Annotated in this window: 21 protein-coding genes; 12 read left to right on the plus strand and 9 right to left on the minus strand. The window is 75.3% G+C overall.

All coding sequences use genetic code 11. From position 1 onward, the window contains the following. Nucleotides 1–13: 13 nt before the first annotated feature. Genes ACZ7JZ_RS30405 through ACZ7JZ_RS30415 form a run of 3 tightly spaced genes read right to left on the minus strand, consistent with a single transcriptional unit; the run spans nucleotide 14 to nucleotide 1,918 of the window. Nucleotides 14–664, minus strand: a complete 651-nt coding sequence (locus tag ACZ7JZ_RS30405) for a hypothetical protein (RefSeq protein ID WP_470944968.1) — start codon at nucleotides 662–664, stop codon at nucleotides 14–16. Beyond that, a complete protein-coding gene (locus tag ACZ7JZ_RS30410) occupies nucleotides 661–1,380 on the minus strand; it encodes an RNA polymerase sigma factor (protein WP_470944969.1) in 720 nt (239 codons plus the stop codon). The genes ACZ7JZ_RS30405 and ACZ7JZ_RS30410 overlap by 4 nt, the downstream gene beginning before the upstream one ends. A gap of 25 nt (nucleotides 1,381–1,405) precedes the next feature. Next, the gene (locus ACZ7JZ_RS30415) at nucleotides 1,406–1,918 is read right to left on the minus strand and encodes an LPXTG cell wall anchor domain-containing protein (protein ID WP_470944970.1); all 513 of its coding nucleotides are present in this window, start codon (nucleotides 1,916–1,918) and stop codon (nucleotides 1,406–1,408) included. A 296-nt stretch (nucleotides 1,919–2,214) separates the two neighbouring features. Between ACZ7JZ_RS30415 and ACZ7JZ_RS30420 the strand changes: the two genes are divergently transcribed. Beyond that, nucleotides 2,215–2,526, plus strand: a complete 312-nt coding sequence (locus tag ACZ7JZ_RS30420; RefSeq protein WP_470944972.1) for a hypothetical protein — start codon at nucleotides 2,215–2,217, stop codon at nucleotides 2,524–2,526. A 53-nt stretch (nucleotides 2,527–2,579) separates the two neighbouring features. After that, entirely contained in the window at nucleotides 2,580–2,915 is a 336-nt protein-coding gene (locus tag ACZ7JZ_RS30425) for a hypothetical protein (protein WP_470944973.1), read from the plus strand. An 84-nt stretch (nucleotides 2,916–2,999) separates the two neighbouring features. Here ACZ7JZ_RS30425 and ACZ7JZ_RS30430 read toward each other — a convergent pair whose 3' ends face one another. Further along, nucleotides 3,000–4,091 carry a serine hydrolase domain-containing protein gene (locus ACZ7JZ_RS30430; protein ID WP_470944976.1) on the minus strand — a complete coding sequence of 364 codons (1,092 nt, stop codon included), beginning with the start codon at nucleotides 4,089–4,091 and terminating at the stop codon, nucleotides 3,000–3,002. Nucleotides 4,092–4,237: 146 nt separating this feature from the next. Here ACZ7JZ_RS30430 and ACZ7JZ_RS30435 point away from each other — a divergent pair, with 146 nt between their 5' ends. Next, nucleotides 4,238–5,446, plus strand: a complete 1,209-nt coding sequence (locus tag ACZ7JZ_RS30435) for a spore photoproduct lyase family protein (RefSeq protein WP_470944979.1) — start codon at nucleotides 4,238–4,240, stop codon at nucleotides 5,444–5,446. A 34-nt stretch (nucleotides 5,447–5,480) separates the two neighbouring features. Here the strand turns inward: ACZ7JZ_RS30435 and ACZ7JZ_RS30440 are convergent, their stop codons facing one another. From ACZ7JZ_RS30440 to ACZ7JZ_RS30460, 5 genes are all read right to left on the minus strand, one after another. Further along, the gene (locus tag ACZ7JZ_RS30440; RefSeq protein WP_470944982.1) at nucleotides 5,481–6,365 is read right to left on the minus strand and encodes a YwqG family protein; all 885 of its coding nucleotides are present in this window, start codon (nucleotides 6,363–6,365) and stop codon (nucleotides 5,481–5,483) included. Nucleotides 6,366–6,508: 143 nt separating this feature from the next. After that, on the minus strand, nucleotides 6,509–7,465 hold the full coding sequence (locus ACZ7JZ_RS30445; protein WP_470944984.1) for a TolB-like translocation protein: 957 nt from the start codon (nucleotides 7,463–7,465) through the stop codon (nucleotides 6,509–6,511). A gap of 348 nt (nucleotides 7,466–7,813) precedes the next feature. After that, complete coding sequence (locus tag ACZ7JZ_RS30450) at nucleotides 7,814–9,091, minus strand: chloride channel protein (RefSeq protein WP_470944986.1); 1,278 nt, start codon at nucleotides 9,089–9,091, stop codon at nucleotides 7,814–7,816. Nucleotides 9,092–9,305: 214 nt separating this feature from the next. Continuing rightward, on the minus strand, nucleotides 9,306–10,520 hold the full coding sequence (locus tag ACZ7JZ_RS30455; protein ID WP_470944989.1) for a PucR-like N-terminal domain-containing protein: 1,215 nt from the start codon (nucleotides 10,518–10,520) through the stop codon (nucleotides 9,306–9,308). A gap of 82 nt (nucleotides 10,521–10,602) precedes the next feature. Beyond that, complete coding sequence (locus tag ACZ7JZ_RS30460) at nucleotides 10,603–10,767, minus strand: hypothetical protein (RefSeq protein ID WP_470944990.1); 165 nt, start codon at nucleotides 10,765–10,767, stop codon at nucleotides 10,603–10,605. Between the two features lie 237 nt (nucleotides 10,768–11,004). On the opposite strand from ACZ7JZ_RS30460, the gene pgfA reads away from it, so the two are divergent. From pgfA to ACZ7JZ_RS30505, 9 genes are all read left to right on the plus strand, one after another. After that, nucleotides 11,005–12,015 carry a cell envelope lipid trafficking protein PgfA gene (pgfA, locus tag ACZ7JZ_RS30465; protein WP_470944992.1) on the plus strand — a complete coding sequence of 337 codons (1,011 nt, stop codon included), beginning with the start codon at nucleotides 11,005–11,007 and terminating at the stop codon, nucleotides 12,013–12,015. 201 nt (nucleotides 12,016–12,216) lie between these two features. Continuing rightward, a complete protein-coding gene (locus tag ACZ7JZ_RS30470) occupies nucleotides 12,217–13,449 on the plus strand; it encodes a glycosyltransferase family 4 protein (protein WP_470944994.1) in 1,233 nt (410 codons plus the stop codon). Beyond that, nucleotides 13,442–14,191, plus strand: a complete 750-nt coding sequence (locus tag ACZ7JZ_RS30475) for a class I SAM-dependent methyltransferase (RefSeq protein WP_470944997.1) — start codon at nucleotides 13,442–13,444, stop codon at nucleotides 14,189–14,191. The genes ACZ7JZ_RS30470 and ACZ7JZ_RS30475 overlap by 8 nt, the downstream gene beginning before the upstream one ends. Nucleotides 14,192–14,213: 22 nt before the next feature. Continuing rightward, the gene (locus tag ACZ7JZ_RS30480; protein WP_470945000.1) at nucleotides 14,214–18,545 is read left to right on the plus strand and encodes an alpha-(1->3)-arabinofuranosyltransferase domain-containing protein; all 4,332 of its coding nucleotides are present in this window, start codon (nucleotides 14,214–14,216) and stop codon (nucleotides 18,543–18,545) included. Beyond that, nucleotides 18,542–20,152: a condensation protein gene (locus ACZ7JZ_RS30485; protein ID WP_470945001.1), complete on the plus strand. Its 1,611-nt coding sequence runs from the start codon at nucleotides 18,542–18,544 to the stop codon at nucleotides 20,150–20,152. The genes ACZ7JZ_RS30480 and ACZ7JZ_RS30485 overlap by 4 nt, the downstream gene beginning before the upstream one ends. Beyond that, complete coding sequence (locus tag ACZ7JZ_RS30490) at nucleotides 20,149–20,928, plus strand: class I SAM-dependent methyltransferase (RefSeq protein WP_470945002.1); 780 nt, start codon at nucleotides 20,149–20,151, stop codon at nucleotides 20,926–20,928. Before ACZ7JZ_RS30485 ends, ACZ7JZ_RS30490 begins: the two co-directional genes overlap by 4 nt. Before the next feature lie 3 nt (nucleotides 20,929–20,931). Next, nucleotides 20,932–21,837, plus strand: coding sequence for a DMT family transporter (locus ACZ7JZ_RS30495; RefSeq protein WP_470945004.1), 906 nt, complete (start codon nucleotides 20,932–20,934; stop codon nucleotides 21,835–21,837). Next, the gene (locus tag ACZ7JZ_RS30500; protein ID WP_470945006.1) at nucleotides 21,834–22,022 is read left to right on the plus strand and encodes a Trm112 family protein; all 189 of its coding nucleotides are present in this window, start codon (nucleotides 21,834–21,836) and stop codon (nucleotides 22,020–22,022) included. Before ACZ7JZ_RS30495 ends, ACZ7JZ_RS30500 begins: the two co-directional genes overlap by 4 nt. Nucleotides 22,023–22,112: 90 nt before the next feature. Beyond that, nucleotides 22,113–22,553 carry a hypothetical protein gene (locus ACZ7JZ_RS30505; protein ID WP_470945007.1) on the plus strand — a complete coding sequence of 147 codons (441 nt, stop codon included), beginning with the start codon at nucleotides 22,113–22,115 and terminating at the stop codon, nucleotides 22,551–22,553. The last annotated feature ends 63 nt before the right edge of the window (nucleotides 22,554–22,616 follow it).

Here is a 22,616-nt window from a genome sequence, read left to right on the forward strand (position 1 = left end):
CGGCGGTCAGCGGTCAGGGGCGCTGTGGGGTCGGTTGCGTTGGGGGCGGCGAGGCGTTCGGTGGGGTTTCGGAGGAGACGCGGGGAGTGGGGGCGCCGCTCGGCGGGGGTTGTGCCGAGGGCTGGTCGGGGTTCGGGTCGGCCGGGCCGGGCTCTTCTCCTGGCGCTGCCGAAGGCGGTACCGAGGGCGTGGCCGAAGAGGGGACCGAGGACGGGTGCGGTGAGGGGGCCGAAGGCGCGGGGGTGGGGGTGGCCGGGCGTGGTGTCCGGTCGGGGTCCGGGGTGTTGAGGTCCCGCGGGGCGGCCGGTGGGGCCGGGCGCGGGTGCGGGCGTTCGGCGGGCAGGGTGAGGTAGCCGGCCGCGACGGCCGCTGCGGTGGCCAGGCTGGCGAGCGGCAGCGCGAAGCGGCGCAGCCGTTGGGCGGGGAGGCGCCGCAGGTGCGGACCGGGAGGTTCCGCCGGCCGGAGGTCCCGTACGGAGACCCCCTCGGCGCGGGCCGCCAGCGCTGCGCGCAGGCGGTGTTCCACGGGGTGGGGCGGGGCGCCGTGCAGGTCCGGGGGGCCGTGCAGGTCCGCGGCGCCGTTCAGGTCCGGGGAGCCGGGTGCGGCCGGGGGCCCGTCCCTGCGGTCGTGGTCCGGGCGTCCGTACGGTTGCTCGCGGGTCATACCCGGCCCTCCAGGATCTTCTCCAGTGCGTCCAGGGCGCGGCTCGCGTTGGACTTCACCGAGCCCCGGCTGATGCCGAGGGTCTCGGCGATCTCGGCCTCGCTGAGATCGCCCCAGTACCGCAGGACCAGGACCTCGCGGCGGCGCGGCGTCAGCCGGCCGAGGGCGGCGAGAACCTCGCGGTGGGACTCGTCGAGGAGGACGTGGTCGGCCGCGGAGGGGACGTCCGGGGCCGGGGGCGGGTTCCAGGCGCGGGCCGTGCGGCGGCGGCGCAGCACCGAGCGCGAGCCGTTGACCACGGAGGTGCGCAGGTAGCCCAGGGCGTTGTCCACCTCGCGGATCCGCTCGCCGTGGCGCCGGTACAGCGCGGTGAACGCGTCCTGCACCACGTCCTCGGCGGTGGCCCGGTCGTCGACGAGCAGCACCGCCAGCCGCACCAGGCGCAGCCGGTGCGCGTGGTACAGCTCGCTGACCGTGGGCGGGCGGTCGTCCGGGAGCGGGCCGTCCCCGGTGGCCGCGACCGCCGCGGCCCCGTAGGGCGGGGGAGGGGGCGCTGGGGGAGGCGGCGCGGTTGCGGCCGGACCGCCCCGCTCCCGCGGGGGAGCGAGGCGGTCGCGGCGCAGCAGCCCGGACAGCAGCCCCCGCACCGCGCGGCGGATGCCGGGCGGCACGGCCGCGGGCAGCGGTACGGGCTGCGGGAGGGCGGGACGGAGCACGGGTGTCCTCGGGTGGGGTGGTGCGTCAGCTGTGCGCGCGGCGCCGTACGGCGTACAGGGTTCCGGCGCCGGCCGCGACGAGTCCGGCGGCTGCGGCCCCGAGGGCGGCGTTCGTCGCGGTCGAGCCAGTATGCGCGAGCTCGGGGGCGGAGGCGTCGGCGGGGGCTGCCGGGGCCGGGGCGCCGGGCGCCTCCTCGGCAGGAGCTGCGGACGGGGCTGCGGACGGGGCCTCGGAAGGCTCCGCCGACGGGGCCTCGGAGGGCTCCGCCGAGGGGGCGGGCTCCGAGGGCCCGGTGGGCTCGGCGCCCGGAGTCGCGCTGGAGGCGGGCGCCGGTACGGGCGAGGCGGAGGCGGGGGCTCCCGGCGCGGACTCGACGGCCGGGGCGGCAGCGGCGGGGGCCGCCGGAGCGGCCGCGGGGGCTGCGGGGGCCGGTACGGAGGTGTCGGCCTGGGCCGGGGCGGCGGCGAGGAGGGCGAGCGCACCGGCGGCGACCGCGCCGGCGGCGGCCGCGCCGCAGAGGTGCCTGAGCTTCTTCAAGAGGTTCTCCAGGGTCGGTTCGAGGGCGCGGAACTCCGCCCTTCACCCGCCACGACGCGCGACCCGGCGGGAGGTTGCCGCGCGTTCCGCACTTTTTCGAATCCGTCCCGGGGAGCCGCCCGGTCCCCCTGGCTTGCGCCGCCGCAGGACGATGATCGGAAGTGTCAAGGCCGCGGGCCCCGCTCATGCGTACAGGGGAATATTCCAGCGTCAATTTGAAGTCGGTGATCATCTTGCGGAAGGGTGAAGACGCGGCGCCGCTTCCCCCATCTGCTCCTCACTTTGGAGATCGAGACGTGACCATTTCCCGTTCCCGTCGTGTCCTTGCCGCTGTCGCCGCCGTCCCCTTCGTCCTGGCCGTCTGCTCGGGCGTCGCCCACGCCGACAACCGGGCCGAGGCGGCCCAGGCCTCGAACGCGGCGATCGCCGGAATCATCGGCAGCGGAGTCGGGGGCGCCAACCTGGGCAACTCCTCCACCGTCCAGCAGGTCGCCACCGGCTGGGGCGCGTCCAACCAGAACAACACCGCCCAGGCCAGCGGCAGCGGCTTCACCGGCGCCGGCCAGACCAACACCCACCACTCCGTGGTCGTCGACCCCGCCCCCTGATCCCTCCCCGCACCGCCGACCGACGCCCCCCGACACCAACGGAGAACGACACCATGGCCAGCACCCGTAACTCCGGGGCCGTGACGCGCGCCCTGTACATCGCCGCACCCGCCGTCTTCGCCCTCGCCCTGTCCGTCTGCGGCGCCGGTGCGGCGCACGCCGACGACGCGGGCTCCGCCGCGGCCAACGCCTCGAACGCCGCCGTCGCCGGCGTGCTCGGCAGCGGGGTCCTCGGCGACAACGCCGGCAGCTCCTCCACCGCCCAGCAGGCGGCCACCGGATCCGGCGCGTCCAACCAGAACAACACCGCCCAGGCCAACGGCAACAGCTTCACCCTGTTCAGCCAGGCCAACGCCAACGAAGCGGCCGTGTTCCACCCGCTTCCGTAACCGCAGCGCGCACCACCCCGCAGCCGCGGAGGAGGGCCCGCCGGCCTCGTGCCGGCGGGCCCTCCTGCGCTCCGCGGGCCGGGGTCAGCGGTCCTGGAGCGTGCGCAGCAGCTCGAAGGCGGGGGCGTCCACGGGGCGCTGGGTGTTGCTCAGGACGACGGCCCCCGTGCCGGTCTCGGGGTCGAAGCCGACGAAGGACGAGAAGCCGCCCGTGCCGCCGTTGTGCCAGATCTGCAGGCGGGCGCCCTGGCGGGGGTGCAGCCGCTGGGCCGCCCACCCGAGGTGCATCCACGCGAACCCGTTGGTGCGGTGCTCGACCTCGCGGGTCAGCCGGATCGCCTGCGCAAGCTCGTCACCGGCGGCACCTCTACCGGTACCGGTAGAGGTACGGGCATCAGCACCCGGACCCGCAGCGGCCAGCTGCGCCCGTACGTACCCGGCCAGGTCGCTGGCCGTGGACCGGAGGCCGCCCGCCCCGGCCAGGTCGGCGAGCTGCCAGGGCGCGGCGGGCCGGCGCTGCTTGTCGTGGCCCCGGGCGAGCCGCCCGGCCCGGCTGCCCGCGGCCACCACGGTGTCCGGCATCCCGAGCGGTTCGCACACGAGCGTGCCGACCAGGTCCTCGTACGGGGTGCCGGCGCGGCGGGCGAGGGCCAGCCCGAGGAGTCCGGCGCCGAGGTTCGAGTAGTGGACCCTGCGGCCGGGCGCGGTGCGCAGCCGGGTGCGGGCCAGCCCGGCGAGCAGCACGTCCGCGGTGCAGCCGGCGTACGGATCGGGGGTGCGGGGGTGCAGCAGGGCCCGCAGGAGCATCCCCTTGGGCAGCCGCGGGAGGCCGGAGGTGTGGGTGGCCAGGTGCCGCAGGGTGATCTCCTGCCCGCCCCGGGAGGGTACGGACGCCCCCTCGGGGAGCAGGCGGGCCAGCGGCTCGTCGAGCTCCACCGTCCCGGCGACCGCCATCCGCGCCAGCGCCAGCGCGGTGAACGTCTTCGTCACCGAACCGATCTCGAAGAGCGTGTGCGCGTCCGGCGCCCCGCTGCCGTCACCGGCGGCGGAGCCCGCCCCCGCGAACCCCGCCTCCCCCTCCGCGAGGGCGGCGACCGCCACCCCGACGTGCTGCTGCCCGGCGAGACGGTCCGCGGTCTTGCGCGCGAGCGCGCCGAGCTCCTGTGCCGTGTCCATACCGGACATGATGCGGAGACGCGGCTGCCGCCGGACAGCGCCCGCAAGACGATTCCCCCTTGCCCGCATACGACTTGAGGAGGAGCGCCGCCGATACGAAAGTTGATCCGCCGGGGCGGCCGGGCGGCCTCCGTACACTGGTGGGCATGGACAGGGATCCGCCCCGGCGCCGTCCCGGCGGCCCCGGCGCACCGCAGGACCCGGCCGACGCGCTCTTCGGCCTGGACGAACTCGCGGCCGCAGCCGCGGGCCCGGCGGAGGAAGGCGGCGGCCCCGCCTTCCGGGACGGACCGCAGGCCCGCCGGATGCTGCGGGTCGCGGAGATCCACGCCGAACCGGCCGCCGCCGAATCCCTGCGCGGCCGCCAGATCATCGCCCGCTTCCCGGAGGCCCGGGTCCTGGCCGTGGACTCCCACTGGCGCATCCCGCACCTGCACGGCAACGAGGGCAACGTCGAGCGCTGGGTGCGGATCAAGCGCGAGACGCTCGTGCTCGGCGAGCGCAAGTCCTTCACCGTGCGGCCCAACGGCCGGTCCGCCGACTGGATCGCCCCCGGCCTCTCCAACGGCTGCGCCATGGCCTGCGCCTACTGCTACGTCCCGCGCCGCAAGGGCTTCGCCAATCCGATCACCGTCTTCACCAACGTCGAGCGGGTCCTCGGCGCCCTTGCCCGGCACATCGCGGCGGCGGGCCCCAAGAGGGAGCCCAACCAGTGCGACCCGGACGCCTGGGTCTACGACATCGGGGAGAACGGCGACTGCGCCGTCGACGACCTGATCAGCGACAACACCGCCGACCTGGTACGGGCCTTCCGCCGGTGGCCCACCGCCAAGGCCTCCTTCGCCACCAAGTACGTCAACCCCGACCTGCTGCGGCTGGATCCGCAGGGGCGCACGCGGATCCGCTTCTCCCTGATGCCCCCGGAGGACTCCCGGATCCTCGACGTCCGCACCACCCCCGTCCCGGAGCGGCTGGCCGCCGCGGCGGACTTCCTCGACGCCGGGTACGAGGTCCACTTCAACCTCTCGCCGGTGGTGGTCCGCGAGGGCTGGCAGCGGGACTGGGGCGCGCTGCTGGAGGCCATGGACGACGTACTGCCCCGGCGCGTCAAGGACCAGGCCGCGGCCGAGGTCATCATGCTGACCCACAACCGCGAGCTGCACGAGGTCAACCTCGGCTGGCACCCGCGCGCCGAGGAGCTCCTCTGGCGCCCCGGCCTCCAGCAGCCGAAGAAGTCCGAGAACGGCGGCTGGAACGTGCGCTACCGCACCGGGGCCAAGGCGGCCGCCGTGGACGAACTCCTGCGCCTGATCGAGGAGCGCGCCCCCTGGCTGCGCGTGCGGTACGCCTTCTGACCCTGACCTGTACCCCGACCGGGCCCCGTGGGGCTCAGCAGCACTGGAGGGTGAAGAGCGCCTTCTCGAAGCGGCCCGCCGCCAGGTCCTCGGGGCGTATCAGCCAGTACAGCGTGCCCGAGTCTCCCCACATCATGTCCGCCGCCTCGTCGGAGTCGATCTGCGCGAGCAGCACCCAGTGCACCGCCTCCGCATCCAGGCGCGGATCGTTCCACGCCGTACCCGGACCCAGGGCGCCCTGGGCTATCTCCCGCTCCACGGAGCCCTGTACGGGGACGGGGTGCCCGCCGAGCCGGTGGCGGACATCGCCCGCGTCGGAGCCCAGGGCGTGCAGACCGGCCGTGAACTGCCGCCCGTTGACCGGGTGCCCGCGCCACTCGGCGGAGTCGGTGGCCGCGCCGAACGCGGCCCGGATGCCCGGGGAGTCGTACCCGGGCGCGGTCATGCCGGGCTCCGCCGTCAACTCCACCTCCGGGTAAGGGGGCAGGCCCTCCGGGGCCGGGCGGGGCCGGGCCTGCGCACCCGCCGGGACGTGGAGGACCCGGGAGCCGGGGTGCGTGGCCGGGTCCGAGGCGTGGACGAAGGGCTCGCCGTCCCCGTCGTCCGCGCGGTCGTCGTGGAGGAAGAACACCAGCGTGCCGGAGTCGGGCAGGGCGAGTCCGCAGCCGCCGGCCGCGGCGACGGCCGCGCAGTCCAGGGACGCGATGTGGGACAGCGGGCCGTACCCCTCCCACACCGGCCACGGCACCCCGGGCGGCAGCTCCGGCAGCCCGCCGAGCCGCCCCACCACCGCCATCCCCTCGCCCGCGTGCGCCAGGCGTATGCCCGGGGTGAGCAGGCCGGTCCAGCGGACGGCGTCCTCGGGCGGCAGGTGGCGCCGGGCGAGGTCGTACAGGTCTTCGGCAGCAGCGAGGGTCATGCCACCGATCATGCCCCAGGGCGCCGACAGCCCGCTCCGCAGCCCGCCGCCCTGTGGACAACGGACAGCGGACCGCGGGCAACGGGCAGGAGACAAGAGGCAGCGGACGGAACGTCAGCAGGCATACCGACGCCCCGCAGGCGTCAGTCGAAGTGCCGTACGAAGACGTCCGAGGCGCCGTTGGTGTCGCCGGTCACGAGGTCGGAGGCCGCGGACTGGAAGACCACCTCGCCCCCGCCCGCGGTGACCGAGTCCGTACCGGCCGTCGCGGGCTGGTCCGAGACCACCGAGTCCGTACCCGTCACCAGGTCGCGCAGGGTGAGCGACGGTCCGGCGGCGCCGGGGTGCGGGGAGTGCAGCAGGTGGCGGCCGGTGGGGTCGATGGCCACGCCCTTCACCCCCGGCACGAGCTGGGAGGTGCCCGCGGTCAGGTCGTGGACGTACGTGTCGGTACCCGCCTGGTACACGACCTTGCTGCCGTCGTCGCTGAGCTGCACGAGCGAGGCCGCCACGCCCGCCCCCTCGACCGGCCCGGTGACGGTCCCCGCGGTCATGTCCCGGACGAACACGTCCTTCGTCAGGGCGTCCTGGTACGCGACGTAGCGGCCGTCGCCGCTGATCGAGGGCCGGGCCGGGCTGGTGTGCGGGAGGTTGGCCACGGTCTGTTTGGTCCAGGTGTCCTGGTCGTGGACCTCGACGGTCTGGTACGAGGAGGAGTACCGGAGCACGGAGAGGGCGACGTAGCGGCCGTCCGCGTTGAAGACGGGCTGGGTGCAGCTGTACGCGGAGCAGTCGGCGGACACCGTGCGGCCCGTGGCCACCTGGTAGAAGCGGATGCGTACGTTCCTCATCCACTGGAGGGCGTAGCCCGCGTAGGCCCCGTCGCCGCTGACCGACGGGGGCCCGATCGGGGTGTAGTCCCCCTGCCGCAGGTTCTGTCCGGCCTGCCGGTCGCGGACGAAGACCGCTGTGGAGCCGGCCGCGGAGCCGCCGGTCAGGTTCGACGCCGAGGACGAGAACACGACGTGCCGGCCGCTCGGGGTGATCGAGGCGTCGACGGAGGAGCCGTTGGCCTGGCTCCCGTCCGCTGCGACGCTCACCCGCTCGACCCAGGTGGACGTCTGCGGTGCAGCAGGTGCCGATGCCGATGCCGATGCGGCGCCGGGCAGTACCGCCGCGACCGCGCAGGCCGCGACCACCGCGCCCAGCGCCCCCCGCACGCGTCTCGACGAATCCAGGCCGGAATATCCCGTCATCTTTCCCCCCAGTCGGAAGCACGCCAGAACGCGTATGAACGCGCAAGAACACGGTTCCTCCCCCGGTTCCCCGCCGGAGGACCACCGAATGCAACCGCGGCGAAGCCATGGGGTCAATGCCGCACTTGCCCGAGAGATGCGGTTTCGGCCAGTGATCCCCACGTGCTCACAGGGGCATGCCGGTGCGCGCCCTCACGGTCGCTGCAGCATCCGGTGGCGCAGGGTGTCGTACAAGGGGGTGCTGCCCAGGCGGGAGGCGGTGAGGTCGGCCGCGAAGCAGGACAGGAGGAGGGGGAGGAGGAGCGGGGCCGAGCCCGTCATCTCCACGACCAGGACCACGGCCGTCAGGGGGGCCCGGACCACGCCGGTGAACAGGGCGGCCATGCCCACCGCGGCGAAGGCGGCCGGACCGGGTGCGTCCGCGGGGAGCGCGGGGCCGGCCAGGGAGTGCGCGAGGGTGCCGAGCAGGGCGCCCAGGGCCAGCAGGGGCGCGAAGAGGCCGCCGGGGGTGCCGGCCGCGTAGCTGAGGGGGCCGGCGAGGAAGCGTACGGCGAGGTAGAGGGCCAGCACCGCGGCGGCGGGGATCTGGCCGGTGAGGAGGCGTTCGCTCAGTTCGTCGCCGCCGCCGGCGAGCAGCGGTTCCACGCTCATCAGTGCGCCCACCACCGCCCCGATGGCCGCGGCGCGGGCGACCGGGGGGATCCGGGTGAGGCCCTCAACGGTGTCCAGGGTCCGCACGACCAGGGCGCCGTACGCCGGACCGAGCACCCCGGCGGCCGCTCCGAGCAGCAGGAACAGGGCCATGCTCCACGCCGGCGGCGGCGCCAGGCCCGGCATCGGCAGGACGGGGGAGCCGCCGACCAGGAGCCGGCAGGAGAGCGCGGCCGAGGCGGTACCGACGAGGGTGAGCAGGACCAGGCGGGGCCGGACGCTGCGGGTGACCTCCTCGCACACGAACAGCAGTCCGCCCAGCGGCGCCGTGAACGCGGCGGCGAGCCCCGCGCCGCCGAGCGCGGCGTGCAGCATCCGGGCGTCCTCGGGGTCCTGGCGGGTGTGGTGCCCCGCGAGGGCGCCGATGGACGCGCCCATGTGGACCACCGGCCCCTCCCGGCCGAGGACGAGCCCGGAGCCGATGGCGACGACCCCGCCGGCGAACTTGGCCGGCAGCAGCCACAGCGCGAGCGCGTCGGACTGCCGCCGCCACACCGCCTCGACGTGCTGGATGCCGCTGCCCGCCGCGTACGGGACGCGCCGGGCGATGAGGCAGGCGAGGGCGGCGCCCGCGGCGGTGAGGGCCACGGGCAGCAGGAGGCCCGCGGCCCCGAGCCGCCCGCTCGCCTCCACGTAGTCGGCGCGCAGGGCGTCGGCCCGTACGAGGCACCAGCGGAACGCGCCGCCGACCAGTCCGACCAGGGCCCCGCCGAGGGCCGCGACGGCGAAGGCGCGGGCGCCGATCCGGCTTCCGGGCATCGCGCGCTCCTCCGCTCCGCGCCCCGGACCGGTACCGGGCACGCCCCGCCGCCCCGGGGGCCGGCGGCTGCGCCCAGTATCGGTTCGGGGCGTTGCGGGAGGGCGCAGGTCGGTGCGCCCGCGCGGGGCGTGTCCCGGCCGCTGCCCGCTGCCCGCCCGGACCATCCGAAGCACTTGAACTGCCCGAACCGCCCCGACGGATCCGCCCCGGCCGCTACTCAGGCGGCGGTGCGAGCTCTCCGCGCAAGCGCCGCGTCCGCAGCACCAGTTCGAGTTCGAAGCGGCGGTCCGGGTCGTCGAGGTCGTCGCCCCACAGTTCGCGCAGCTGGCGCAGGCGGTAGCGGACGGTCTGGGGGTGGACCCCGAGGCGGGCGGCGACCTCGGGGGCGCCGCCGCGGGTCTCCAGCCAGGCCAGCAGGGTTTCGGCGAGGCGCTGGGCGTGGGCCGGGCCGCCGGCCTCGTCGAGGCGGGCCAGCCGCAGCCGGGCCAGGTCGTCGATGAGGTCGTCCGCGGGCAGCAGGACCAGGGCCTCGGTGTGCTCGGCGCAGTGCAGGAGCCGGCCGCGGGGCAGGACGCCCTGCTCGATCAGGCGGACGGCGGCCTCCGCCCAGCGCAGGGAGGCGGCGGCCTCCGCGACGGGGACGGCGGGGCCGATGGCGCCGGACCAGCCGGTGACGGCCCGCTGGAGCAGGTCGGCGCGGCCGGGGGAGTCGGGGTCGGGCAGGACCAGCCGCGGCCGCTCGCCCTCGGTGTCGAAGAGCACCTCTTCGCCCACGGCGGGGGCCACGGCCTCCGCCGTGGGGCGCAGCAGGACGGCCACCGCCACCTTCGCGGGCACCGGCCAGCCCACGTCGGCCGCGCGGTCGGCGAGGACGGCGGAGGGGTCGGAGCGGTGCTCGGTGAGCAGGAGGTCGACGAGCAGCCGCTGGAGGCGCAGCCGCTCGCCGGCCTGGCGGGCGATGGCCTCGGCGTAGCCGCGGACGGACTGGGCGGCCATGACGTCGAGGTACTCGAAGGCCGATTCGGCCAGTTCGTACATGGCGGCGGACGGGATCTCCGCCTCCTGGCCGATCTCGGCCATGCGCCGCCAGGAGAGCCGGACGCCGAGGCGGTAGATGCCCTGGAGGGAGTCGAGGCTGCGGCCGTGGGCGACCTCGCCGCGCCCGAAGTCGCGGAACACCTCGGGGAGGGTGCTGGGGCGGTCCGAGCCGGTGGTCATCTGGTCCACGAAGAGCTGGAGCGCGTGGCGGATCGCCACCAGCGCCTTGGGCTCCCCGGACTCGTCGAGGATGAACACCAGGCCCGGGTACTCCCGCCGGATCGCGGCGAGGATGTCCTGTGCCAGCTGGGGGATCTCCTCCTGGGCGCGGTCGGCGAACCGGCGGATCCGTGCCTGTGGGACATCGCGCCACGCCGACGAGGCTTCCACTGTGCTGCTCCTGGATCTGCGGTCTGTCCCCGGGCTGCGGCCGGCGGCCCGCCCAGGGCCCAACTTAGTGCGGCCCGGGGCCTCAGGAGCCGGAGGGCCCCGCGGCGGGCGGGTCGGGGAATGTGACGAGCGGCACGTTCTGGTGATCGGGCGTGGCGTCGAGCGCGGCGACGATTCCGAACGCGGCTCCCGTCGCCAGAGCGGCGGCGGCTACGCAGGTCAGCAAGGCGGCGAGCAGTCTGGACATGGGGATGATCGGCCTCTCAGTCGATGAGGTCAGTCACCCAGCGCGCCGGCCCGGTCCGGCCCGGTCAGTATGCGAGGCGCATTGACAGGTGGTCAAGCTCCACCTAGCTTCGCCGTTCACGGCAGTGTTACCACCGGGTAAGTCGCTTATCGCCCCGGACGGGTTGAATCCGTACGCGCGGCCGTTCCCGCACCGCCCCGAACTCCCGCACTCTCGCGTCCGTATCGGAGTACCCGCATGCGTCGTCCCATATCGCCCTTGTCCCTGGTCCTCCTGGGCACCGGTGTCTTTCTGCTGGTGCTCACCCAGCTGCTCGTCTGGTACGTGGAGCCGCGCGCCAAGCGCACCCCCACCGACACCCTCTCCACCACGGTCTTCGAGGGCCAGGGGAGCTACTTCGACACGGGCTCCGTGTCCACCGTCGAGGGCCAGAAGCTCACCATCACCCGCCGCGTGGTCGGCGACGTCGCCGCCAGCGAGCGCAGCGGCAACGCCGTCTGGGACGTATCCACCCAGATCGACACCCCGAAGACCCTGCCGCTGAACGATCCCCGCAAGTCGCTCCAGTGGGTCACCGAGCGCTGGGTGACCGACCGCAAGACCAACCTGCCCGTCCACTGCTGCGACGAGAAGCCGCGCTTCGAGGGCGAGGCCTACCTGAAGTTCCCGTTCGACGTGGAGCGGCGCACGTACTCCTGGTGGGACAGCAGCCTGGGCGCCACGGTCCCGCTGGAGTTCGAGAAGGTCACCCGCATCAAGGGCCACGAGGGCTACGTCTTCGTCGGCTCCGTCGACGACACCCGTACGGGCAGCCGCCTGGTGCCCGGTGTGCTCGTGGGCAGCTCGCAGCCCGGTCAGGTCGCGGCGGAGGAGTGGTATGCGAACGACCGCATCGAGCTGACCGTCGACCCGGCCACGGGCCGCATCATCAACGCCGTACTGGCCCCGACGAAGACCCTGCGCGCCCCGGGTTCGCAGGACGTCGCGGTCACCCTGCTGTCCAGCCCGAAGCTCGAGTTCACCGAGAAGACCCGCTCCGAGCAGGTCGAACTCGCCAAGGACGGCAGCGGTCTGCTGAAGCTGCTGGGCCAGACCGCGCCCGTGGCGGGCGGGCTCGCCGGAGGCCTGCTGATCCTCGCCGGCATCGTGCTGCTCGTCCGCGGCCGTAAGCAGGACACTCACCTGAATGATGAAAACCCCCCTGGCGAAGACCGGGAAATTGTCACCAGCGTGAGTAGCCGGAACTAATCGCGAACCGAACACTGACGTTACCCCTCGGTAAGCCCAGTGTTACCTGGCGAAACCGTCCCGCTACCTGCAACGAAGCCCCCGGGCCCCACCCGGCCCGCGCACCACCCGCACACCCAGCCAGCCCAGCGCTTCATCCCCGGAAGCCCGGCCGTCCCTGCCCCTCCTGCCTCCCGCAGCCGCCGAGTTGGAGCACCTCATATGCCCCAGCGCGCGTCCGCCCTGGCCCCCGGCCAGAAGGACTCCCTGCCCGTCCCCGCCCAGCCCCGCACCGGCCTCCACCCGGCCGGACCGCAGCCCGTACAGCCCGCGGCGCCCCTGCCGCACCGGATCACCTTCCTCGCCCGCCGCGACCTGGGAAACCAGGCCGCGGGGGGCTCGGAACTGCTCATCGACCGGATCGCCGACGGCCTCACCGCCGACGGCCACGAGGTCACCCTCGTGTGCGGCGGCCCCGCCGCCGACCGCGACTACCGGGTGGTCTCCGCGGGGGGCGACGCAGGTCACTTCCTGCGCGCCAAGTCGACCTTCGCCCGCGAAGTCGGCGACTGCGACCTGCTGGTCGAGGTCTGCAACGGAATGCCGTACCTGGCACCGCTGTGGCACCGCGGACCCACCCTCTGCTTCGTCAACCACGTCCACACCGACCTGTGGCAGATGCGCTACCCCGGCCCGGCGGCCCGGCTCGGCCGTCGGCTGGAGCACTGGGCGCTGGCCGGCACCCACCGCGACAACCTCATGGTGGCCGTCTCCGAGTCCACCGCCGCCGAACTGCGCGCCATCGGCGTCTCCGCCGACCGGATCCGCATCGTCAACAACGGCGTCGAGGAGCCCGGACCCCTGCTGCCCGAGGCCGAGGAGCCGCTGTTCCTCGCCGTGGGCCGGCTGGTCGAGTACAAGCGCATCGACCTGCTCCTGCGCCTGTGGGAGCGGGTCCGCCCGGTGACCGGCGGCCGGCTGGTCATCGTCGGCGACGGGCCCGAGCGCCAGCGCCTCGAAGCGATGGCCGGACCTGGCGTCACCTTCGCAGGCCGGGTGTCGGATGCCGATAAGCACCGCCTGATGTGCGAGGCGTGGCTCCTGCTGCACCCCTCGCTCGTCGAGGGCTGGGGGCTCGTCGTCACCGAGGCCGCCGCGCGGGCCACCCCCGCGATCGGCTTCGACATCCCCGGCCTCTGCGACTCCGTCGTGGACGGGGAGACCGGCGTACTCGCCAAGGGCGAGAGCTCGTTCGCCGCAGCCTGGTGCGCCCTCGCCCTCAGCGGCGCGCGGCGCGCGGCGATGGGGCGGGCGGCCGCCGAGCGCGCCCAGCGCTTCCGCTGGGGCGCGACGGTCCGCCAGTTCCAGGCGGTCGCCGCCGAGGCGGCGGCCCGCGCCGCCGAGTACGCCGGCGGCAGGAGCGGCCGCGGCCGCGGCAAGGGCGGTCATGTCTGAGACCACCGGACCCGGGTTCAAGGACCCGTCGCTGCGGCGTTCGGCCGCCCTCTTCAGGGCGTTCATGCGCGAACCCACCGATCCTGAACGCTGTTACAGACTGCTCGCCCGGGACTCCGTCGCGCAGGTCGCCCGCCACGTCGACCTGCCCGGCAAGATCGTCGTCGACATCGGCGGCGGCAGCGGCCACTTCACCGAGGAGTTCCGCCGCCGCGGCGCGCAGAGCTACCTCTTCGAGCCCGACCTGCGGGAGCTCAACTCCCGCGGCCGTCCCCCCGAGGACGCGGTGCTCGCCGACGGCTACCTGCTGCCGCTCGCCGACGGCGCGGCGGACGTCTGCTTCTCGTCCAACGTGCTCGAACACGTCGCGGACCCGCAGACGTTCATCAGCGAGATGGCCCGGGTCACCCGCCCCGGCGGACTGATCTACCTGTCCTTCACCAACTGGCTCTCCCCCTGGGGCGGTCACGAGACCGCCCCCTGGCACTACCTCGGGGCCGACCGGGCCCGCGCGCGCTACAAACGGCGTACGGGCCACGAGGCGAAGCACACCCTCGGCGAGAACCTCTTCGCCGTCCACATCGGCCCCACCCTGCGGCACGTCCGCGGCCGCGACGACGTCCAGGTCGTCACGGCCCGATCGCGTTACTGGCCGTTCTTCGCGAGCACGATCACCCGGGTGCCGGGGCTCCGCGAGATCGCCACCTGGAATCTGCTGCTGATTCTCAGGCGAAGCCCATGAGCATGCGAAGCGAGGAACGGTCATGACCACTGCGGTCCAGGCGCCCACCCGGGCGCCGCAGCCCGGCCCGACGCCGTCGGAGGCGTCCGGCGAGCCGCGCGGAAGACGCCTGCTGTTCGGCTTCTGGGCCGTCGTGCTGGCGGCCTTCGTCGCGGTGTCCCCGGGCAAGATGACGTTCGAGACCAAACTCGGCGTCGCCCTCGACCCCTGGCGCTTCCTCGGCGACCTCGGTTCGCTGTGGAACGGCAACGTGGGCCTGGGCGGCATAGCCAACCAGTACGTCGGCTACGCCTTCCCGGCCCTCCCCTACTACGCCTTCATGGACCTCATCCAGGTCCCCGTCTGGCTCGCCGAGCGGCTCTGGCTGTCCGCCATCGTCACCGCCGCCTTCTGGGGAGCCCTGCGGCTCGCCGAACGGCTCGGCGTCGGCAGCCCCGCGTCCCGCGTCCTCGCGGCCGTGGTCTACGCCCTGTGGCCCACCTTCACCATCGTCGTCGGATCCACCTCCGCCGCCGCCCTGCCCGGCGCCCTGCTGCCCTGGGTGCTGCTGCCGCTGACCTCCGCGGCCCTCAGCCCCCGGATCGCCGCCGCGCGCTCCGCGCTGCTCATCCCCCTCATGGGCGGGGTCAACGCGGCCTCCACGCTGGCCGCGCTGCTGCCCGTGGGCCTCTACCTGCTCAGCCGCCCGGCCGGCCCGCGCCGCCGCGCCCTGATCACCTGGTGGATCCCCGGGGTCCTCCTCGCCACGATCTGGTGGGTCGTCCCGCTGCTCCTGATGGCCGCGCACGGCGAGAACTTCATGCCGTACGTCGAGCAGGCCGACACCACCACCGCCACCATGTCCGCGACCGAACTCCTGCGCGGCGCCGGCAACTGGGTGGCGTACCTCAACTTCGGCGAGGCCTGGCTGCCCGCCGGCTGGACCGTCGCCACCTCCGTCCTCGCCGTCCTCGGCTCGGCCTTCGCCGCCGCCCTCGGCCTGGCCGGCCTGGCCCGGCGGGACCTGCCGGAGCGCCGCTGGCTGCTCCTGACCGTCCTCGCCGTGGTCCTGATCACCCTCGCCGGGTACGCCGGAGCCTTCGGCGCCCCCTTCCACGGGATCGTCCAGGACTGGCTGAACGGACCGCTCAAGCCCTTCCGGAACATCTACAAGTTCCAGCCCGGACTGGCCCTCGCGCTCACCCTGGGCCTCGCCCACCTGACCGCCGTCCTGTCCCTCAGCCGCGGCGCGCACGCCCTGCGCGCCTCCCGCTGGGTGCCCGCGGCGGCCGCCGCCCTGGTCGTCCCCGGCCTGGCGCTCCCCTACGCCACCGGCGCCGTCCTCCAGCCGGGGGCCTTCAGCAAGCTGCCCTCCCACTGGGCGCAGGCCGCCGACTGGCTCAAGGACAACGCCCCGCAGAGCCGAGCCCTGGTCGTCCCGGCCACCGCGCACGGCATCTACACCTGGGGCTCCCCGATCGACGAGCCCTTCGACGTGCTCGCCGAAACCCCCTGGGCGCAGCGGGACTTCGTCCCCTTCGGCACCCCCGGCGCCCGCCGTATGACGGACGCCGTGGAGCAGGCCCTGCTGTCCGGCTCCGAGGTCCCCGGCCTCCAGGCCTACCTGGCCCGCGCCGGCATGCACGAGGTCGTCGTCCGCAACGACCTCGACCCCGACCAGATCGGCTGGGTGCCCCCGCAGACCGTCAAGCGGACGCTGGAGTCCTCCGGCTACCGCAAGGTGACCGGCTTCGGCCCGCTGGTGACCGGGGGCCGCATCGCGGCCGACACCCCGCTCCAGGTCCAGGCGCTCTACCCGCGTCTCCAGGCCGTGGAGATCTACGAGCCCGACGAGCGGGCCCGCCCCGGCCGCGTCGGAGTCTCCGCCGTCGGCGACACCGCCGTGGTCAGCGGCGGCCCCGAGGCGCTGCTCCAGCTGTCCGCCGACCCCTCGATGACCGACCGGCCCGCCGTCCTCGCCGGGGACGCGCTGCCCAAGGGCCTCGACGCCCCGGTCAAGGCCGTGGCCGACGGGCTGCGCCGCGCCGACACCCGCTTCGGCCTGGTCAACAACAACACCTCGTACACGTACACCGCGAAGGAGCGCAACCACTCCGGCAGCCTCCAGAACGCGGGCGAGCAGCCCAAGCAGATCCTGCCGAGGGAGGGTGCCGAGCACCAGACCACGGCGGTCCTGCGCGGCGCCCGTACCGTCACGGCCTCCAGCAGCGGCAACTGGCTCTTCCACCTGCCGCAGTTCGACCCGGTCAACGCCTTCGACGGCGACCCCGGCACCGCCTGGGCCGAGGGCAGCCCCGGCGACCCGTCCGGGCAGTGGCTGAAGGTCGAGTTCGAGCGGCCCACCGAGGTCCCCGGCTCGATCCAGCTCGCACCCCTGCCGGGCGACGCCATGCGCGCCGCGCCGACCCAGGTGCGGATCGAGACCGACCGCGGCCGCGCGGACAGCCCGCTGAAGACCAACGGGCAGCCGCAGACCGTCAAGGCGCCCGAGGGCGAGGCCTCCTGGATGAAGATCACCATCCTGACGGCCCAGCAGGCCCGCCCCGGCCTGTCCGGCGCCGGCTTCTCCGAGGTGAAGATCCCCGGCGTGCAGATCACCCGCATGTTGGTGCTGCCCGCCGACGGGCAGGACACCGAGGCCCCGGCGAGCGTGTACTCCCTGCACCGCGGCACCGACGCGGGCGGCCTGTCTCCCGCCTCCGCCGAGGCCGGACTGCGCCGCCAGTTCACCACCAAGGAAGCGGGCACGTACACGGTGACGGCGAAGGCCGCCGCCGTGCCCGGCAGCGCCCTGGACGCCCTGCTCGACCGCGCGGCCCCCGGCAAGAAGGAGCGCATCTCGGCGAGCGTGGACTCCACCAGCCGCAGCGGCGCCCAGCTCGGCGCCCGCAACCTGGTCGACGGAGACCTCACCACCGCGTGGATCGCGGGCGACAAGCCGGTCGTCCACCTGTCCTGGCCGGGCATGAGGGAGGTCGGCGAGGTCATCCTCGTCGCGGCGGGCGGCGTGTCCACCCGCCCCGAGCAGGTCATGATCACCTCCCCGCACGGGGCCGCTTTCGCCGACGTGGACGAGAACGGCCGGGTCACCTTCCCGGCCATCAAGACGGACCGCCTCGACATCACCATCAGCCGGGTCGCCCCGCTCACCGTCCACAACCCGGTGGCCGACGCCAAGGTGCAGCTGCCCGTCGGCCTGAGCGAGGTGCACGTACCCGCCCTGGCGGACCTGCGCGTCCCGCGCGCACCGGCCTCGGCCGAGTTCGCGCTCGAGTGCGGCCAGGGCCCGGACCTCGCCATCGGCGGCGTCCTGCACAAGACGAAGGCCTCCGGACTCCTGCGGGACCTCACCGAGCGCCGCCCGGTCACCGTCTCCCTCTGCGCGGGGGAGCAGGCCGGGGGCACCGTGGAGCTCGCGGCCGGCGACCACGAGGTGGAGGCCGGCGACGCCGGACCGCTGGCGATCACCGACGTCACCCTGACCAGCGGCACCCCCAAGGCCCTGGAAGGCGCCGGCGGCCGCGAGGCCACCGTCCGCAGCTGGGCCGACGACGAGCGGACCGTCGAGGTCTCGGCGGGCTCCGGCGGGGCCGCGTACCTGCGGACGTACGAGAACGCCAACGACGGCTGGAAGGCCGTGCTCGACGGCAAGGAGCTCCAGTCGGTGCGCCTCGACGGCTGGCAGCAGGCCTGGGTGGTCCCGGCCGGCGCCTCCGGCACGGTCACCATGGAGTTCGAGCCCTCCGGCACCTACCGGGCCGCCCTGATCGGCGGCGCGATCGCCCTCCTCGGCCTGATCGCCCTCGCCTTCGCCGGCCGCCGCCGCGCGGCCGGACAGGTCGAGGACGCGCAGCCCCAGCCGCAGCCCGCGGCCCCGGGGACCGTGCTCGGCGCGGTGGTCCTCACCGCGGTCGTCGCGGTGGTGGCCGGGCCGCTGGCCCTGGTCGTGCCCGTGCTCGCCGTGGCGGCCCGCCTCCGGCCGGCCGTCCTGGTGCCCACCGCGGCCGCCGCGATGGCAGCGGCCGGTGTGGTCGCGGCCGTCGGCGCCGGGGAACCGGTCGCCGCCGGGGAGGGCGCGTTCAGCGGCCTCGCCCAGGTCCTCGCCCTGGTCGCGGTCTCCGCGGCGCTCGTCACCGCGGCCGCGCCGCAGGCCGACGGGGTGGCACCGGCCGGTGCGGCCGGACGGGACGGCGGCGGGGACGGCCACGGGAACGGCCACGGCGACGGGGCCCCCGCCGGGCCCGGCGCCGGACCGGTGGTCACGGCCGGACCGGTCTCCGGACCGGCCGGTGACGGCGGCGGGCAGCAGCCCGGGCCGTCCCTGCGCAAGCCGGACGGCGGGGCCTCTACGTGACGGCACCGTCGACCACCGCCGGGAGGGGTCCCTCGACCCCTCCCGGCGGGGTCCGGATCCCCTTTCCGACCGTCGACGAGGTCTCGCGCCACTGCCTCGACGCCGGCGAGCCGGAGAGCGTGCACATGGAGGTGCACCTGCCCGGACGCCTGGACCCGGCGCGCCTGCGCGCCGCGTTCCGGGAGGCCCTGCAGGCGCACCCCCGGGCGCTGGTGCGGGAGGTGCCCGGCCCCGGGCACCGGCGGATCCTCGCCTGGGAGCTGACCGGCGCGCCGGACGGCGACCCGGTGCACTTCGCGGGACGCGGACCCGGAGCCCTGGCCGAGGCCAGGGCCCGGGCCCTCGCGGACTGCCCCCCGCTCACCCAGTCGCCGCCGCTGCGGCTGGACGTGGTGGAGGAGGCGGGGTCGGCTGTTCCGGCGGCTTCGGCGGCTTCCGGGAATTCCACCGCCCCGGCTGCCACCACCGCCCCAGCCGCCTCCGCCGCTCCGGCCGTGGAAGCGGCCGGGGCTGCGGACGACGCGGAGGCAGCGGCCCCGGAAGCCGGGGCCGCGGGCCCCGCCGCCGGGACCGTACTGCTCCTGACCCTGCACCACACCGCCCTCGACGCCCCCTCGGGCCTGCGGATCCTCGCCACCACCGCCGAGCGGTACGCGCGCACCGCGGCCGCCCCCGTCCCCGGCCGCCCCCGCCCCGCGGGCCCGGACCGCACCGCCGGCCCGGCCCCCAGCGGGGCCCGGGGCACCGGCCGTACCGTCCGCACCCGCCCCGTGCGGGTCGCCGCCGACTCCCGCCCCGGACCCGTACGGGCCCGTACGGCGGGCAACGGCATGATCCAGGCCGACCTGCCCGTCCCGCCGCGCGCGGCACCGGCCGGGACCCCGCCGCCGTGGACCGTCAACGACCAGCTGCTCGTCGCCGTCTCCCTGACGGTGGGCCGCTGGAACGCCGAACACGGCCGCCCCGCAGGCCCCGTACGGCTCACCATGCCCGTGGACGACCGCCCCCGCGGCGCCGAGATGCCGATGGGCAACGGCACCCGCCTCGTCGAGGTCGCCATGACCCCCGAGGACCCCCGCGACGCGGACCTCCTCCTCGGCGGGCACCCCGACCCGGCCGCCGTGGCCCGCCTCCTGCGCACCACCGCCGCCCGGACCCGCGCCCTCACCTCCGTCCACGGCTCCCCCCTGGGCGCCGGTACGGGCCTGCTCACCGCACCCGTCCTGCCGGTCGGCGTCCGCGGCGCCCTCACCCGCGGCGCGCGGCGGGCCGCCGCCCCCTGGACGTCCACGGCGCTCGTCACCAACATCGGACGCGTGCCGTACCCCCTCGACTTCGGCGATGCCGGCCGGGCCTGCGCCGTGTGGTTCTCCGCGCCCGCGCGGATGCCCCGCGGCCTCAGCGTCGCCGCCGCCTCCACCGCGGGCCGCCTGCACGTGAGCCTGCGCTGGTCGCGCGCGCTCCTCGGCGACGACTCCGGCGCCCGGCTGGCCGCCCTCTTCGAGCAGTCCCTCGCGGCGGCCGCCCCCGGCCCGTCCGAGGGCGTCCCCAGCCCGCCCGCGGGCGGGCCCCGCACCACCCAGAACCACCACGAAAGGCCGTCATGACCTCCTCGACCCCCGGGAAGCCGCCTGCGGAGGCGGTGTCTGCCCCCGGCCGCCGCGTCCCCGGCCTGCGCGACTTCTACGAGAACCCCGCCGTCCCCGTCGCCTCCGGCGAGGCCCGCACCCTGCGCCAGGCCCGCATGCTGGCCGCCGCCCTGGGACCCGTCGGCCCCGGCAGGCCCGCCGCGACGGTCCTCGACGTGGGCTGCGGAGACGGCTCCGCCGGCGAGACCGCCGCCCGCGTCCTGGGCGGCCACCGCATCGTGGGCATCGACTGGTCGCAGGACGCGCTGCGCCGCGCGGCCCCCCGGCTGAGCCAGGTCGTCCGCGGCGAACTCACCGGCAGCGGACTGCCGTTCGCCTCCGGCAGCGCCGACGCCGTGCTGTTCAGCGAGGTCATCGAGCACCTCGTCGACCCCGACAGCGCCCTCGACGAACTCCACCGGGTCCTCAAGCCCGGCGGGCACCTGATGCTCTCCACCCCCAACCTCGCCGCCTGGTACAACCGCGCCCTCCTCCTGGCCGGGGTCCAGCCCGTGTTCTCCGAGGTGAGCCTGCGCGGCATCCACGGCCGCCCCGGCAGCGAGGTCGTCGGCCACCTGCGCCTGTACACGGCCCGCGCCCTGCGCGAGTTCGTCGCCGCCTCCGGTTTCGAGGTCGTCGCCCTGGCCGGTGCGCCCTTCCACGGCGTACCGCGCCCGCTGCGCCCCCTGGACCGGCTGGCCTGCGCCCTGCCCTCGCTCTCCTCCATCCTGCTCGTCCACGCGAGAAAGGCCTGACCCGTGGTGTGGGGTGTGGCCGCGGCGCTGGTCGCCAACGTCCTGTACAGCACCGGCTTCGTCCTGGAGAAGCGCGCACTGGCCGGAATGCCGCCGCTGCGCATCACCGAGCCCGGCCGGGCGCTGCTCCTGCTCGCCGGCCGGCCGCTGTGGATCTGCGGGGCCGCGGCCCTGGGCCTCGGCTTCGCCGCCCAGCTGGCCGTCTACCGGACGCTGCCCATGGCCGCCGCCCAGGGCCTGTTCCTGTCGGGGCTGGTCCTGCTGCTCGTCCTGTCCTCCGTCTTCCTCGGCGAGCGCCCCTCCGGCCGCGAGCGGCGGGCCGTCGCGGTGATCCTGCTGGCCCTGGTGATGGTCGTCGCCTCCCTCTACGGCACCAGCGAGAACATCAGCCGCACCGCCCCCACCGGCATCCTGCTGGCCCTGTCCGTCCCCAGCCTCCTCGCCGGGCTCGCCCTCTACGCCGCCGCCGAGCAGCGCGCCCGCCGCCGCCACCGCCAGCCCACCAGCGGTGTCGCGTACGCCGCGGCCGTCGGCCTGATCTACGGGGTCAGCTCGCTGGCCATCAAAGGGGTGTCGGGCCGCCTGGACACCTCGGACCTGCCGGGCTCCGCGCCCGCGCTGCTCGCCACCCCGTACCCGTACCTGCTGCTCGTGACGGGGGTCAGCGGACTCGTCCTGTCCCAGACCGCCCTCCAGCGCTGCCGCGCCTCCCTCATCGTGCCGGTCTGCTCCACGGTCGCGTGCATCTACGCCGTGGTCACCGGCACCATCGCCTTCGACGAACCCCTCCCCGACGACCCCCTGCGGCTGCTCCTGCGCCTGGGCGGCACCGCCCTGGCCCTGACGGTCCTGCTCACCCTCCCGCGGCACGAAGCCGATCCCGACTCCCCCGAAGGAACCCGCCCGTGAATCCCGACAGCCCCCTCCTCAAGATCCTCGCCTGCCCCCTCGACAAGGGCCCGCTGGTCCTCGACCCCTCCGGCGACGCCCTCCACAACCCGCGCCTGCGGCGCACGTACCCGATCGTCGACGGGGTTCCCCAGCTCCTGCCCTCCTCCGGGGTCCCGGCCGCGGCGGACCTCCCGGGCAGCTGAACGCGGCGGGGCCGCCGGGCCCTCCCCCTCCGGGCTGCCGGACCCGGGGTCGGCTGCACGGGACGGCGGCCGGGCAGGTACTTTGCCCGGATGAGTCTCCTTGATGATGTGGCCGAGCGCGACGGCTGGATGTGCTGGGTCTGCGACGAGCCGGTCGACCCCCACGAGTCCGTGAACGACCCGCGGGGCCCCAGTGTCGACAGCCGGACCGCCGACCGGAAGGCGAAGGTCGCCGAGCGGCTCGCACACCGCGGGTGCAACACCCGCAAGGGCGCGGTCAAGGTGGTCATCGCCTGGCCGGAGCGCCTGTACGTGGTCGAGCCCGCGCCGCTGATCACCGTGGCCGAGAGGCTGGAGCGCAAGGGCGGCCGCGAGACGGTGGGCCGCTGCCCGACCGAGAAGGACGCCCGGGAGGCGGCGGACTGGCTCGTGGACCGCTTCTCCCGGCTGGTACCGGGCCTCCCGGTGACCGCGGACGTCCAGCCCGGCGGCGGCCAGTTCCTCCTGGTCCTGTCCACCGGCCGCCGCTGACCGCAGGACCGGCCTGCCGAGTCGTCAGCTCCACCGCCCGGCCGGGACTCCCGGACCCTCCGA

The sequence above is a fragment of the Streptomyces sp. NPDC038213 genome (genome assembly GCF_055600495.1).

Excerpts from the sequence above, each read along its gene's own strand:
- ACZ7JZ_RS30405 (WP_470944968.1), bottom strand. The coding sequence starts at position 664 with ATGACCCGCGAGCAACCGTACGGACGCCCGGACCACGACCGCAGGGAC.
- ACZ7JZ_RS30425 (WP_470944973.1), top strand. The coding sequence starts at position 2,580 with ATGGCCAGCACCCGTAACTCCGGGGCCGTGACGCGCGCCCTGTACATC.
- ACZ7JZ_RS30430 (WP_470944976.1), bottom strand. The coding sequence starts at position 4,091 with ATGGACACGGCACAGGAGCTCGGCGCGCTCGCGCGCAAGACCGCGGAC.
- ACZ7JZ_RS30435 (WP_470944979.1), top strand. The coding sequence starts at position 4,238 with ATGGACAGGGATCCGCCCCGGCGCCGTCCCGGCGGCCCCGGCGCACCG.
- ACZ7JZ_RS30440 (WP_470944982.1), bottom strand. The coding sequence starts at position 6,365 with ATGACCCTCGCTGCTGCCGAAGACCTGTACGACCTCGCCCGGCGCCAC.
- ACZ7JZ_RS30450 (WP_470944986.1), bottom strand. The coding sequence starts at position 9,091 with ATGCCCGGAAGCCGGATCGGCGCCCGCGCCTTCGCCGTCGCGGCCCTC.
- ACZ7JZ_RS30460 (WP_470944990.1), bottom strand. The coding sequence starts at position 10,767 with ATGTCCAGACTGCTCGCCGCCTTGCTGACCTGCGTAGCCGCCGCCGCT.
- pgfA (WP_470944992.1), top strand. The coding sequence starts at position 11,005 with ATGCGTCGTCCCATATCGCCCTTGTCCCTGGTCCTCCTGGGCACCGGT.
- ACZ7JZ_RS30470 (WP_470944994.1), top strand. The coding sequence starts at position 12,217 with ATGCCCCAGCGCGCGTCCGCCCTGGCCCCCGGCCAGAAGGACTCCCTG.
- ACZ7JZ_RS30475 (WP_470944997.1), top strand. The coding sequence starts at position 13,442 with ATGTCTGAGACCACCGGACCCGGGTTCAAGGACCCGTCGCTGCGGCGT.
- ACZ7JZ_RS30480 (WP_470945000.1), top strand. The coding sequence starts at position 14,214 with ATGACCACTGCGGTCCAGGCGCCCACCCGGGCGCCGCAGCCCGGCCCG.
- ACZ7JZ_RS30490 (WP_470945002.1), top strand. The coding sequence starts at position 20,149 with ATGACCTCCTCGACCCCCGGGAAGCCGCCTGCGGAGGCGGTGTCTGCC.
- ACZ7JZ_RS30505 (WP_470945007.1), top strand. The coding sequence starts at position 22,113 with ATGAGTCTCCTTGATGATGTGGCCGAGCGCGACGGCTGGATGTGCTGG.